The organism is Miniphocaeibacter sp., assembly GCF_049276255.1.
In the GTDB taxonomy this organism is placed as follows: domain Bacteria; phylum Bacillota; class Clostridia; order Tissierellales; family Peptoniphilaceae; genus Miniphocaeibacter.
In genome coordinates, this window is the sequence record NZ_JBASWB010000045.1 from 100,835 (window position 1) to 115,298 (window position 14,464).

General features: G+C 28.1%; 12 protein-coding genes and 2 tRNA genes. 13 read left to right on the forward strand and 1 reads right to left on the reverse strand.

Going from position 1 to position 14,464, the window contains the following annotated elements:
* Positions 1-66 precede the first annotated feature (66 nt).
* The 9 genes from WAO56_RS04805 to ligA all read left to right on the forward strand — a co-directional run bounded on the left by WAO56_RS04805 (position 67) and on the right by ligA (position 10,335).
* Positions 67-705 carry a hypothetical protein gene (locus tag WAO56_RS04805; RefSeq protein WP_422145129.1) on the forward strand — a complete coding sequence of 213 codons (639 nt, stop codon included), beginning with the start codon at positions 67-69 and terminating at the stop codon, positions 703-705.
* A gap of 153 nt (positions 706-858) precedes the next feature.
* Entirely contained in the window at positions 859-1,398 is a 540-nt protein-coding gene (locus WAO56_RS04810; RefSeq protein WP_422145130.1) for a helix-turn-helix domain-containing protein, read from the forward strand.
* Positions 1,399-1,406: 8 nt separating this feature from the next.
* Positions 1,407-2,444 (forward strand): spermidine/putrescine ABC transporter ATP-binding protein, encoded by a 1,038-nt coding sequence (gene potA, locus WAO56_RS04815; protein ID WP_422145131.1) that lies wholly within the window; start codon positions 1,407-1,409, stop codon positions 2,442-2,444.
* The gene (locus WAO56_RS04820; RefSeq protein ID WP_422145132.1) at positions 2,445-3,269 is read left to right on the forward strand and encodes an ABC transporter permease; all 825 of its coding nucleotides are present in this window, start codon (positions 2,445-2,447) and stop codon (positions 3,267-3,269) included. It abuts the gene before it with no gap.
* Positions 3,263-4,045, forward strand: a complete 783-nt coding sequence (locus WAO56_RS04825) for an ABC transporter permease (protein ID WP_422145133.1) — start codon at positions 3,263-3,265, stop codon at positions 4,043-4,045. Before WAO56_RS04820 ends, WAO56_RS04825 begins: the two co-directional genes overlap by 7 nt.
* Positions 4,029-5,102 carry an ABC transporter substrate-binding protein gene (locus WAO56_RS04830; protein WP_422145134.1) on the forward strand — a complete coding sequence of 358 codons (1,074 nt, stop codon included), beginning with the start codon at positions 4,029-4,031 and terminating at the stop codon, positions 5,100-5,102. The genes WAO56_RS04825 and WAO56_RS04830 overlap by 17 nt, the downstream gene beginning before the upstream one ends.
* Positions 5,103-5,162: 60 nt before the next feature.
* A complete protein-coding gene (locus WAO56_RS04835) occupies positions 5,163-5,984 on the forward strand; it encodes an undecaprenyl-diphosphate phosphatase (RefSeq protein ID WP_422145135.1) in 822 nt (273 codons plus the stop codon).
* 155 nt (positions 5,985-6,139) lie between these two features.
* Positions 6,140-8,341 carry an ATP-dependent helicase gene (locus WAO56_RS04840; protein WP_422145136.1) on the forward strand — a complete coding sequence of 734 codons (2,202 nt, stop codon included), beginning with the start codon at positions 6,140-6,142 and terminating at the stop codon, positions 8,339-8,341.
* Complete coding sequence (ligA, locus tag WAO56_RS04845) at positions 8,341-10,335, forward strand: NAD-dependent DNA ligase LigA (protein WP_422145137.1); 1,995 nt, start codon at positions 8,341-8,343, stop codon at positions 10,333-10,335. Before WAO56_RS04840 ends, ligA begins: the two co-directional genes overlap by 1 nt.
* A gap of 132 nt (positions 10,336-10,467) precedes the next feature.
* On the opposite strand, the gene trhA is transcribed toward ligA, so the two are convergent.
* Entirely contained in the window at positions 10,468-11,100 is a 633-nt protein-coding gene (gene trhA, locus WAO56_RS04850; RefSeq protein WP_422145138.1) for a PAQR family membrane homeostasis protein TrhA, read from the reverse strand.
* A 211-nt stretch (positions 11,101-11,311) separates the two neighbouring features.
* Between trhA and WAO56_RS04855 the strand changes: the two genes are divergently transcribed.
* The 4 genes from WAO56_RS04855 (at position 11,312) to WAO56_RS04870 (ending at position 14,415) form a co-directional block, all read left to right on the forward strand.
* Positions 11,312-11,590 carry a co-chaperone GroES gene (locus WAO56_RS04855; RefSeq protein WP_422145139.1) on the forward strand — a complete coding sequence of 93 codons (279 nt, stop codon included), beginning with the start codon at positions 11,312-11,314 and terminating at the stop codon, positions 11,588-11,590.
* A gap of 18 nt (positions 11,591-11,608) precedes the next feature.
* Positions 11,609-13,240, forward strand: a complete 1,632-nt coding sequence (gene groL / locus WAO56_RS04860) for a chaperonin GroEL (protein WP_422145140.1) — start codon at positions 11,609-11,611, stop codon at positions 13,238-13,240.
* Between the two features lie 118 nt (positions 13,241-13,358).
* Positions 13,359-13,433: transfer RNA gene (locus tag WAO56_RS04865), tRNA-Trp, on the forward strand.
* Between the two features lie 907 nt (positions 13,434-14,340).
* Positions 14,341-14,415: transfer RNA gene (locus tag WAO56_RS04870), tRNA-Glu, on the forward strand.
* Positions 14,416-14,464 lie beyond the last annotated feature (49 nt).

Below are 14,464 nucleotides of genomic sequence, written 5' to 3' on the forward strand. Positions count from 1 at the left end.
AAATATATTTGCCTTTTTATTATTGTTTAATATTTTTAAATTATAGGAATAAATAAAGGATTAGATATGGTAGAAATTATTGAAGAATTAAAAAAAGATGATTATAACTTAGAATATTTTGTAAAAGAAGTACAAGAAAAGAAAATTTTAAGAGATAGGATTGTAAAAGAATTATTAAATAATTCAGACATTAAAATTGTTTTACATTGTTATGAAATATTAAATAAGGCTAGTTTAGAAAATCCAAAACTATTTTATGAATATTGGAATGAATTTTATTCTTTAATTAAAAATGAGGATTATAATTATAGGAATATAGGTTCAACTCTAATAGCAAACTTAATTTCTGTAGATGAAAAAAATCTCTTTAATGAAATAGCAGAGGAATATTTTTCTCATATTAATGATGAATATTTTAAGACTTCCCAGGTGTTTATAAAAAATATTACTAGAATTTCTAAGGTTAATGACAAATATATTGAAAAACTTACAGATATTTATTTAAACATAGATAATATTTGGACATATAAGGAAAAACAAAAGGAACAATTAAAATTTGATATTATAAGGTTTTTTGAAACTTTCTATGTAAAAATAGATAAAAAAGAAGTAGTAGTAAAATACGTTCAGGACCTTGCTAATAGTGTTAGTCCTAAAACTAGAAGAAGGTCAAAAAACTCAAAACTTAAAAAATATTATAGATAAGAAGCTTTTTCTTATTTATAATATTTTTTATTTCTTAAAAGTTTAATATATTAAATAATAAATTTAAAAAACTATTGCAAAAAAATTTTTCATTGCTATAATATTCTTGTAATTTAATAAATTATACAAAAAGTTTAATATGGTGAGGTTGTTATGGAAATTGGAGAAAAAATAAAAAATAGAAGGATTTCGCTAAATTTAACTCAAGAAGAATTAGCGGAAAGAGCAGACTTAACTAAGGGGTTTATATCTCAAGTTGAAAGGGATTTAACTTCGCCCTCAGTAGATTCTCTTTTTGTAATATTGGAAGCTTTAGGTACTAATATGTCGGAATTTTTCAAAGAGGAAAAGGAAGAACAAATTGTATTTACTAAGGATGACTATATTGAAAATATAGATGATGAAAATTTAAATTTAATTAAATGGATTGTTCCAAATGCACAAAAAAACAATATGGAACCAATAATCTTGGAAATTGAAGCAAAGGGTAAAAGTAAAACCTATTCTCCTAATGAAGGAGAGGAGTTTGGTTATGTTTTGGAAGGTCAAGTAAAACTTTGTTTAAACAATAAGGAATATATTGTAAATAGTGGAGAATGTTTTTATACAAAGGGTAATAAGACAAGGGTTATTCTTAACAATAATGAAAAGAAAGCAAAATTAATTTGGATTACAAATCCACCAAATTTTTAGGAGGTATTATGAATAATACTATTGAGTTAAAAAATATTTCAAAGAAATTTGATGATGATTTAATATTGGATAATTTGAATTTAAATATAAAACAAGGGGAGTTTTTAACTTTATTAGGCCCTAGTGGTTGTGGAAAGACAACTACCTTAAGAATTATAGCGGGCTTTACAACACCAGATAGTGGTGAAGTAATTTTTGAAGGGAAAAATATTAGTAATATACCTCCTTATGAAAGGAATATAAATACCGTTTTTCAAAAATATGCTTTATTTCCAAATATGAATGTTTATGAAAATATAGCTTTTGGATTAAAAATAAGAAAAATGCCTAAAAAAGAAATAGATAAGAAAGTTTCTGAAATGTTAAGGCTAGTGAATTTATCGGGATTTGAAAAAAGAAATATAGAGGCCTTAAGTGGTGGACAACAACAAAGAGTTGCCATAGCCAGAGCTTTGGTAAATGAACCTAAGGTTTTATTATTAGATGAGCCTTTAGGTGCATTAGATTTAAAACTAAGACAGGATATGCAGGTTGAATTAAAAAATATTCAACAAAGAATTGGTATTACCTTTATATATGTAACTCATGATCAAGAAGAAGCCCTAAGTATGAGTGATAAAATTGTAGTATTAAATAAGGGCATAATTCAGCAAATTGGTAGTCCAATAGATATTTATAACGAGCCGGAGAATGCTTTTGTTGCAGATTTTATTGGGGAAAGTAACATAATTGATGGAATAATGAATGAGGATTTTCTAGTAACATTTTCAGATTATGAGTTTAAATGCGTAGATAAGGGTTTTAATAAAAATGAAAAAGTTGATGTAGTTGTTAGACCTGAAGACATTGAATTAGTCCCGGAAGACAAGGGAATGTTAGTAGGTGTTGTTGAATCTGTTGTATTTAAAGGTGTTCATTATGAAATGAATATAGATGTAAAGGGATTTAAATATTTAGTACAGTCAACATTATCTAAAGAGGTAAATGATAGGACGGGAATGATAATCACTCCGGAAAATATTCATATAATGAGGAAGGTAATATAGATGAGATTTAGAAAACTAGCCTATCCATATATTATTTGGATATCTATATTTATTATTATTCCAATAATTATGGTTTTATATTATGCATTAAAATCCGGTGAAATAGCAGGTTTTACATTAGATAATTTTATAAAATTTTTTAAATCAATTAATTTAAGGGTTTTTTATAATTCAATAAAAATTGCCTTTGTATGTACTATTGTATGTTTAATAATTGGATATCCTATGGCATATTGGATTTCAAAACTATCCTTAAGAAAAAGATCCATTATGATTTTACTTGTTATATTACCAATGTGGATGAATTTCTTATTAAGAACCTATGCTTGGATGAATATTTTAGCTACAAATGGAATTATAAATAACTTCCTTGGTAGATTTGGTATAGAACCTTTAAATTTAATTTACACTAAGGGAGCTATTATTGTTGGAATGGTTTATAATTTCCTACCCTTTATGATTTTGCCAATTTATACTGTAATTGAAAAAATAGATAACTCCTTACTGGAAGCATCTGCAGACTTAGGAGCAACACAGATGCAAACATTTTGGAAAATTATTTTTCCAATGAGTCTACCGGGAGTAATAACCGGAATTACAATGGTGTTTATTCCGGCAATATCAACATTTGAAATTTCTGCTTTACTAGGTGGCAATAAAATAAATTTAATTGGTAATGTTATAGAAAATCAATTTAGAGTAGTTGGAGATTGGAATTATGGTTCAGCAATTAGTATGGTACTAATGGCAATAATTTTAATAATTATGATGATTACCAATAAGTTTGATAGTAGTGAAGAAAAAATAGGAGGTGGATTATGGTAAAAAAATTGAAGAATTTTTATATATTTTTAGTTTTTTTATTTTTATATGCACCAATAATTTTTCTAATGATTTTTTCTTTTAATAATTCTAAATTAAAAACTACTTGGAGTGGCTTTACATTAAAATGGTATGAGGAATTATTTAAAAATGAGGAAATTCTATCTTCCTTTTCCAATACTATAATAATAGCTGTATTAGCAACATTAGTAGCTACTGCTTTAGGCACTATGGCAGCAATAGGAATATACTATATGAAAAACTGGAAAAAATCCCTAGTATTAAATATTAATTATATTCCTGTATTAAATCCCGATATAGTTACAGCAGTATCGGTTATGGTTTTATTTAGGTTAGTTGCAATGGAAAATGGGTTTATAACAGTTTTACTATCCCATATAATGTTTACAACTCCCTATGTTGTTTTAACTATATTACCTAAATTAAAACAAATGAGTAAATCCTTACCGGAAGCAGCAATGGACTTAGGAGCTACACCCTTTTATACCTTTAGGAAAATAATAATTCCGGAAATAAAAACAGGTATTATTTCAGGAGCTATTCTTGCCTTTACATTATCCCTAGATGATTTTGTTGTATCTTATTTTACTACGGGAAACGGATTTAATACCCTTTCAGTAACAGTGTATTCAATGGCAAGAAGAGGAATAAATCCGGCTATTAATGCTTTATCAACTTTAATGTTTTTATCAATTTTAATACTTTTGTTTATAGTATATAAAACTTCGAAAGATTCTGAAGATGAAAAAAATTTATAGGAGGTGTTATTTGAAAAAAGTAAAAATCCTAATGATATTAATACTATCTATTTTTTTATTGTCCAGTTGTAATAATAAAACAATAAAAGGTGAAAAGGTCTATGTATACAACTGGGGAGAGTATATTGATGAATCTGTATTAAAATCCTTTGAAGAGGATACAGGTATAAAGGTAATTTACGAGCAATTTACTCAAAATGAAGATATGTATATGAAAATAAAAGAAGGTGGTTCAACTTATGATTTGATTTTTCCCTCAGACTATATGGTTGAAAGATTAATAGAGGAAGGTATGATTCAACCTATAAATATGGATAATATACCGAATATTAAAAATATAGGTAAAGAATATTTAAACATGGAGTACGATTCGGAACAAAAATATTCTATACCTTATTTTTGGGGAACTGTAGGAATACTTTATAATGAAAAATTAGTTGACGATAAAGTAGATTCTTGGGAAATATTATGGAATAAAAAATATGCACATAAAATAATAATGATGGATTCTACTAGGGATTCAATAGGAATAGCTTTAATAAAAAATGGGTTTTCTATGAACAGTAGAAATCTTAAGGAATTGGAAATTGCAAAAAAGGACTTAATAAAGCAAAAACCAATTGTAAGAGCTTATTTAGTAGATGAAATGAAGGGACAAATGGTTAATAATGAAGCTGCATTAGCACCGGCCTATTCCGGTGATGCAATGGATGCCATGTCGGAAAACCCGGACTTAAAATATATTGTGCCAAAGGAAGGTACAAATTTATGGTTCGATTCTATGGCAATTCCTAAAAATGCTAAAAATGTAAAAAATGCAGAAAAATTTATTAACTATATATTGGAACCGGAAAATGCAGCAAAAATTGCTGAATATATAGGATACTCTTCTCCAAATATAGAGGCGGTAAAATTATTAGATGAAGAAATACAAAATAGTAAGGTAGCATATCCGGACTTATCAACTTTAGGAAAATTAGAGATATTTAAAAACCCAAGGGATATAAATTCTGTATATAGTGAAATATGGGCTGAAGTTAAAGCAGCGGATTTTTAGAAAAAAAGAGCCAAAAGGCTCTTTTTGTTGTATAATGTAAAAATGTATGAGAGGTGAAATATGATAGAAATTTTAAAAGCAATTATACTTGGTATTGTAGAAGGTATAACAGAATGGCTACCAATTAGTTCAACAGGACATATAATTTTAGTAGATGAATTTTTAAAGATGAATGTTTCAGAACAATTTATGTCTATGTTTACAGTTGTAATACAATTAGGAGCAATTTTAGCTGTAGTAGTAATATATTGGAAGAAGATTTTTCCCTTTAGAAAAAAGGAAGGAAAGATTTTAGTTAATAAAAACAAAATGATAATGTGGATAAAAATTGTTATTGCCTGTTTACCTGCGGCGTTAATTATTCCTTTTGATGATAAATTTGAGGAATTATTCCATAAGCCTATTCCAATAGCTTTAGCACTAATAATAGTAGGTATACTATTTATATTAGTTGAAAATAGAAATACAGAAAAAACAGCTAAAATTAATTCTATTAATGATATTACATATCAAGCTGCAATAATAATAGGTGTTTTTCAAATGATAGCAGGAATATTCCCAGGTGTATCAAGGTCAGGTGCAACAATTCTTGGTGGTATTTCCATTGGTTTATCTAGAACAATAGCAGCGGAATTTACATTCTTTTTAGCGATTCCCGTTATGTTTGGTGCAAGTTTTATTAAATTATTAAAATTTGGATTTGCATTTACAGGATTTGAAATTACTTTACTTTTAGTAGCTTCACTAGTATCATTTATAGTATCAGTAGCAACTATTAAATTTTTAATAAACTATGTTAAAAAACACGATTTTAAAATATTCGGTTGGTATAGAATAGCTTTAGGTATTTTAGTTATATTATACTTTACAGTATTACAATAAGAGGTTATAAAATTACCTCTTTTTTCTTATATTATATTATTTTAAAATTGATATATGGTATAATAATAAGTAGGAAAAGCAGGGTTTTTAGTGAATATATTTTGAAAAATAAGCCTTTTTAGGCCTTATTTTTTTGATTTAAAATAGGAGTAGTAATGAATTTATTAGACAATTTAAATACAAAACAGAAAGAGGCTGTAACAACGACAGAGGGACCTTTATTGGTTTTAGCAGGCGCCGGTAGTGGCAAAACAAAAGTTTTAACTACAAGAATTGCATATATTTTAGAACAGGGACTTTGTAATAAATATGAAATATTAGCAATTACCTTTACTAATAAAGCAGCATCTGAAATGAAAAATAGAGTTGAAAAATTATTAGGATATGATGTATCGGATATGTGGATAGGAACTTTCCATTCTATTTGTACAAGAATATTAAGAAGGGAAATAACCCATATAGGATATACATCCAATTTTACAATTTACGATAGGGCCGACCAAATTTCCTTAGTTAAAGAAATCTTAAGAGAAAAGAATCTAGAAGTTAAGGAATTTCCAATTAACGCTTTTTTATCTGTATTAAGTAATACGAAAAATATAGGAGAAGGCAGAGAATACTTAGACAGTATATACAAGGACAATCCTCAACTTAAAATCTTTGGTGAATTATTTGAAGAGTATGAGAAAAAGACAAAACTATATAATTCTTTAGATTTTGATGATTTAATTTTAAAAACATTGGAATTATTTGAAACATGTCCAGATATTGCAAAAAAGTATTCAGGTAGGTTCAAATATATTTTCGTTGATGAATACCAAGATACAAATAAAAGTCAATATAATTTAATTCGTTTTTTAACTAAGGGTAATAATAATATTTGTGTAGTAGGCGACGGGGATCAATCTATTTATGGTTGGCGAGGAGCGGATATTACCAATATATTAAACTTTGAAAAAGACTTTAAAGATGCAAAGATTATTTTACTTGAACAAAACTATAGATCGACAAAGAAAATTTTAAAAGTTGCAAATTCTGTTATTAAAAATAACGAGGAAAGAAAAGACAAGGATTTATGGACCGAAAATGATGAAGGTGACGATGTAATATATAAAAAAGTAGGCTCAGACTTAGAAGAAGCAATAGTTGTAACAAATTGGATTGAACATTTAAGGTACAACCACTATAAATTTGAAGACATGGCTATTTTATATAGAACAAACTCTCAATCTCGTATTTTTGAGGAAACTCTATTAAGGGAAGGTATAAATTATCATGTAGTTGGTGGATTAAAATTCTATGATAGAAAAGAAATAAAAGATTTAATAGCTTATTTAAAAATTATTATTAACCAAGATGACAATATTTCTTTAAAAAGAATTATAAATTACCCTAAAAGAGGAATTGGCGATGCTACAATTGCAAAGTTGGAGGCAGAAGCAAACAATATTGGAATTTCTATTTATGAATTAATTAAAAGAGACCTATTGCATATGGTTGCACAAGGTACAGCTGCAAAGTTAAGGTCATTTTTATTTATGATGGAAAACTTAAAAGAGCAAATAAATAGCTATTCTGTTTCAGAATTTGTAGAATTGGTTTTAGAAAAGTCTGAATATTTAAGTATGTTAAAAGCATCTAAATTACGAGAGGACAAAACCAGAATAGAAAACTTAGGTTCATTTATTACAGCTATTATGGATTATGAAAAGGGTGCAGAAAATCCTTCCCTAGAAGACTACTTAGCTTCTGTTAGTTTATTGTCCGATGTAGACAAAACCGACGAAGAAGGCAAGGGAGTAAGTTTAATGACGGTCCATGCTGCAAAGGGACTAGAATATAAGATTGTGTTTCTAACTGGTATGGAGGAAGGTCTATTTCCAAGTGAGAGGTCTATCTATGAGAGAGATGGACTTGAAGAGGAAAGAAGACTATGTTATGTTGCAGTTACTAGGGCAGAAGAGAAGTTATTTATAACAAGTTCCAGTTCAAGAAGGGTCTTTGGGAAAACTATAATGAAGGAAGAATCGAGGTTTATTGAGGAAATGAAAGATAATATTTTTGAAGAAAAACCAAAGGTTATAGTTGATACTAATTTTAGGGAGAGTTATTCCTCATCTGTGGAAAGTATGGCTGATGATTTAAGAGAGCCTTTTTATAAAAAAACAAAACAAACTAAGAAAACCTTAGAAGGAATTGATTTAAAGATGGGGCAAAAGGTAAAACATAAGTCCTTTGGTATTGGTACAATAGTATCTATAACAGAAAAAGACGATGGAGATGAATTAGTAATTTCTTTTGATGGAAAGGGTATAAAAAGATTAAATAAAAATTTAGCACCTTTGGAGATTTTATAATGGATAAAATATCTAGAATAGAAGAACTAATAAAGAGAGTTACAGAACTTAATTATCATTATTATACTTTAGATGAGCCAATAGTAGCCGATAGTGAATATGATAAATTATATGATGAATTAGTAGCTTTAGAAAAAGAAACAGGATATGTAAAAGATACTTCTCCAACGCAAAGAGTAGGGGAAGTACTTTTAGAAGGATTTGTAAAGCATAATCATATAAATCCGCTATATAGTTTAGATAAAGCCCAAACCTTTGGTGAATTGAAAGACTGGGTAGTTAGATGTGAGAAAATGGTAAATAGTTACAATGCCATAAATGAAGATAAACTACCGGAACTAAAATATATTATAGAATTAAAATTCGATGGTTTAACAATAAATTTAACATATAATAATGGAAAATTACAAATGGCAGCAACGAGAGGCAATGGAACTATAGGGGAAGAAATTTTACCTCAAGTTAAAACTATTAGGTCGGTGCCTTTGGAAATAGAGTTTAAGGGACTTATGGAAGTACAGGGCGAGGGGTTAATGCCTTTGTCTGAACTTGAAAATTATAATAAAAATAATGAAATACAATTGAAAAATGCACGAAATGCAGCAGCAGGTGCCTTAAGAAATTTAAACCCAAAAGAAACTGAAAAAAGACATTTAACAGCATTTTTCTATAATATAGGATATATTGAAGGGAAAGAATTTTCTAGTCAATTGGAAATGGTTGACTTTATAAAAGAAAATAAATTTAAAGTTAATAAATTTTTTAGAATAGCTAAAAATTTAGAAGAAATAGAAGAAACAATAAACTATATAGATGAATATAGAAAAACAATAGATATATTAACAGATGGTGCAGTTATAAAAATAAATGATTTAAAAACCCGGGAAGTTCTAGGCTATACTAATAAATTTCCACGATGGGCAATTGCCTATAAATTTGCACCGGAAGAAGTAACTACAATTTTAAAAGATGTAATTTGGAATGTAGGAAGAACCGGAAAGGTTACTCCATCTGCCATACTAGAACCGGTAGAAATTGGAGATGTAACAGTACAAAGGGCAACCTTAAATAATTATGATGATATATTAAGAAAAAAGGTAGAATTAAATTCAAGGGTACTTATAAGACGTTCCAATGATGTAATACCGGAAATATTAGGAGTAATAGATGATGGTAGGAAAACTACTCCAATTGAATTACCTACAAAATGTCCTTACTGTCATACGGATTTAATAAAAGATGGTGTTCATATATTTTGTCCAAATTCTATGAGTTGCGAGCCTCAATTAGTTAGTAGACTTGTTCATTTTGCATCAAGAGATGCAATGAATATTGATGGTTTAAGTGAAAAAACTGTAGAAAAAATGTTGGATATTTTAAATGTTAGACAAATTTCACAAATATATGATTTAAAAGAAGAAGACCTTCTTGAAATTCCAGGCTTTAAAGAAAAGAAAACCAATAATTTACTTACAGCTATTGAAAAGAGCAAAAATGTAAAATTGGAAAACTTCATATATGCTATAGGAATACCTAATGTAGGAATAAAAACTAGTGAGGACTTAGCTAAAAAGTTTAAGGAATTTTCTAATCTATCAAAAGCAACTGTAGAAGAATTAATACAAGTTGAAGATATAGGCGAGATTACTGCAGAGGCAATTGTAGAATTCTTCCATGATGAAGAAATAGTAAATGGAATAAGCAGCTTGTTATCAAAAGGAATTAAAATTGAAAATCCAAAAGAAAGCCTACTTGTGGCAAGTGAAAAGTTTAATGAAAAAAGAATAGTAATTACCGGTTCTTTTGAAAATTATAAAAGAAAAGATTTAGAAAAAATATTCAAAGAAAAAGGTGCTAAGACAGGGTCATCAGTTTCTAAAAATACAGACTTTCTTATAGTAGGAACAGATCCTGGAAGTAAACTTACAAAAGCACAAGAATTAGGCGTACAAATAATATATGAAGAGGATTTAGAAGAATTTATAAAAGACTAATCGAAGAAGATTAGTCTTTTTGCTTATTATAATAATTTATTTCATAATGATTAAAAACAAGGACTTCCCAAGAAAAACAAAGTTTTGATTGGAAGAAGTCTACTGCAATATGATAAATCATAATAAAAGAAACTATAATAGATAGAAGTAAATGGCAATGAATTGAGTAACAGCAGCCGCTAAAACAAATAGATGCCAAATAACATGAGCATACTTAGAGTCGCTTTTATAGAAATAAGTACCTCCACTATACAACAATCCACCTAAAAGTATCCAGAAGAAAAACATAAGTGATGTTGAATTTATAATAGGTTTAATAAAGAATACTGCAATCCATCCCATAGCTATATATAAAATAGTAGATAATCTTTTATATTTATCATATTTACCATAAGTGAAAATTTTGTAAAATATTCCTGTAAGTGCTAAAACAGAAATTAGAATTAGAAGAATTATTCTCAAAGGTCCTTTTAAAACTAATAAAATAATTGGAATATAGGTTCCTGCTATAAAAAGATATATTGAGGAATGATCTAAAACTCTTAAAACCTTTTTTGCCTTTTCATTTGTTATAGAATGATAAATTGTACTACTTAAAAACATAGTTATAAAGCAAGCTCCATAAATGGAAAAAGCTGTTACTTTTAAAGCGTTTCCTTCCTTTGCACTGGGAATAACTAATAGTAGTAGAAATAATATCCCTAAAATGACACCTAAACCATGGGTTATGGCATTTGCAATTTCAATTTTTGTACTATCCTTCATTTTATATCCTTTCTGTGTTTTAAATTTAAATATAGTTACTTTATATTAATAAATAATATCACTATTCCCTTAACTCATCAAATATTTATAGTTACAGAAAATAAAATACTTGAAAAATTTTTTTAAATAGGTTATCATATAAGAGTAATTATTAGCAGTCAATATTAATGAGTGCTAATACAATGACTAATATTCTAAGGAGGCTTTTTAAATGATACTTAAACCAATAGGTGAAAGAATAGTTGTTAAAATGGTAGAAGTTGAAGAAAAAACAAGTTCAGGTATTGTATTGCCTAGTTCAGCTAAGGAAAAACCACAAGTAGCTGAAGTTGTAGCAGTTTCTAATGCTATTGAAAATAATGAAAATAATATAAAAATTAATGTTGGAGATAAAGTAATTTATTCAAAATATTCAGGAACAGAAGTAAAATTAGATGATGAAGAATATATAATTGTAAAACTAGAAGATGTTCTTGCAATTGTTGAGTAAATAAGGAGGAGAATATAAATGGCTAAAGAAATTAAATTTGGTGTTGACGCTAGAAATGGTTTAATTGACGGTGTTAATAAATTATCTGATACAGTTAAAGTTACATTAGGACCAAAGGGAAGAAATGTTGTACTAGACAAACAATTTGGCTCACCATTAATTACTAATGATGGAGTTACTATTGCTAGAGAAGTAGAATTAGAAGATCCATATGAAAATATGGGAGCTCAATTGGTTAAAGAAGTAGCTACAAAAACAAATGATGTTGCTGGTGACGGTACAACAACTGCAACTTTATTAGCTCAAGCTATTATTAGAGAAGGTATAAAGAACTTAGCAGCTGGTGCAAATCCTATGGTTTTACAAAAGGGTATAAAAAAAGCTGTTGATAAAGCAGTAGAAGAAATAAAAAATATTTCTATTCCAGTTGAAACAAGTGAATCAATTGCACAAGTTGGTGCTATATCAGCTGCAGATGAACAAGTAGGACAAATGATAGCAGAAGCTATGGAAAAAGTTGGAAAAGATGGTGTTATAACAGTAGAAGAGTCAAAAAGTATGGGAACTACTTTAGAAGTTGTAGAAGGAATGCAATTTGATAGAGGATATGTTTCACCATATATGGTAACAGATACAGATAAAATGGAAGCAGAATTAGAAGATCCATTAATTTTAGTTACTGATAAGAAAATTTCAAATATCCAAGATATTCTTCCTGTATTAGAAGAAGTAGTAAAAGCTAGCAAACCATTATTAATCATAGCCGATGATGTTGAAGGTGAAGCTATGACAACTTTAGTTATAAATAAATTAAGAGGAACATTTAACTGCGTAGCTGTAAAAGCTCCTGGTTTTGGTGATAGAAGAAAAGAAATGTTAACAGATATTGCAATTTTAACAAATACTGAAGTTATTAGCGAAGATTTAGGTTATGAGCTTTCAGATGTTACTATTGATATGTTAGGATCTGCTAGAAAAGTTAATGTTTCTAAAGAAAACACAGTTATAGTTGATGGAGCAGGTGAAGATTCAGCTATTAAAGATAGAGTTTCTCAAATTAAAAAACAAATAGAAAATACTGAATCAGAATTCGATACTGAAAAACTTCAAGAACGTTTAGCTAAATTATCTGGGGGAGTTGCTGTAATTCAAGTTGGAGCTGCAACAGAAACAGAATTAAAAGAAAGAAAATTACGTTTAGAAGATGCTTTAGCAGCTACTAGAGCAGCAGTTGAAGAAGGTATTGTTTCAGGTGGTGGAACAGCATATATTAACGTACTAGATAAAATTGAAACCTTATTAGATGAAGTTGAAAGTGACGAAAAAACTGGTGTTAGTATTATTTTAAGAGCATTAGAAGAACCATTAAAACAAATAGCTATTAATGCAGGACTTGAAGGTTCTGTTATAGTAGAAAAAGTAAAAGCTTCAGAAAAGGGAACTGGATTTGATGCTTATAAAGAAGAATATGTAAATATGATAGATGCAGGTATTGTTGATCCTACAAAAGTTACTAGATCAGCATTACAAAATGCTTCTTCAGTTGCAGCAATGTTATTAACAACAGAAGCTGCTGTAGCAGATGTAACAGAAGAAGATCCTGTAGCAGCTGCTGGTGGCGGAATGCCAGGTGGAATGGGATATATGTAATATAGAAGAGGAAAAGCGTATTTCAGCTTTTCCTTTTTAATATTTACTGTAAATATTAGATTTTTAAATAATAGTTGACATAAAAAACATAATAGATTATACTAATAAAGTATGATTAAGGGGCATAGTTCAGTGGTAGAACGTCGGTCTCCAAAACCGGATGTCAGGGGTTCAAATCCTCTTGTCCCTGCCAAATAAAAAAATCCATTTAAACCGTTAGGTTTAAATGGATTTTTTGCTTATTAGCATAATATAATTTCTTATATACTAAATATTTAAGATTTAAGAGAATTGTTCTAGGTTTTAACATATTCTATCCTGTAATCATTAGTTTGTTGATTATACTGCTAAAAACTACGTTAGTTGAACTATTTAAATCGATACTTAGTCATACTTATTATTATAATAGTTTAAGCATAGGGTAAGGGATATGGAAAAAATTAAGGTAGCAAAATATTATAATCTTTATTCATATTTCAAATATTCATAATATAATTCTTATTTCATTAATTTTTTTATTAATAAGAGATGTATTATCTATTTTTAACTAATCGGTATTTTAAATTAAGTTGCTGGTAATTTTATTTATATTTGTAATAGTAGGGGTTATTATTAGCTATTATTTGTTTCTAGCTCTTCAAGTATAAGAATAATTTAGCAATAAAAAACTTTCTACATATGCTAAGGGCATATTTGCTAGTAAAGATATATTGATTATTATTTTACTTATTAATCTACATTAAATAGGGATTATAATTTACTAGGAAAGGGTAGATTAGAAGTTGTAATTTAAGCATTACAAAATATTTTAATTTTTCTTAAAGCATTAAACTTAAAATTATATATTAGGTATATTTTTTAAGACATAGACTATAAAAATTTATATATATTGTTTAGTTTTTGCTTATTATTTGAAATAAAAGGAGAGAAAAGTGAAAAAATTATATAAAATAAAGAGAAATTTATATTATTTATGTTGCATTTTGTTTTAAATTATCATATAATTATTTTTGTCGTCAAAACAGTATAACGTGTTGCAAAAAAAATAAATAATATTTGACAACTAAAAAAAAATAAGTTATACTAAATTAGTCACATAAGGCCCTATGGTCAAGCGGTTAAGACATCGCCCTTTCACGGCGGTAACCCGGGTTCGAATCCCGGTAGGGTCACCATATATGGGCGGTTAGCTCAGCTGGGAGAGCATCTGCCTTACAAGCAGGG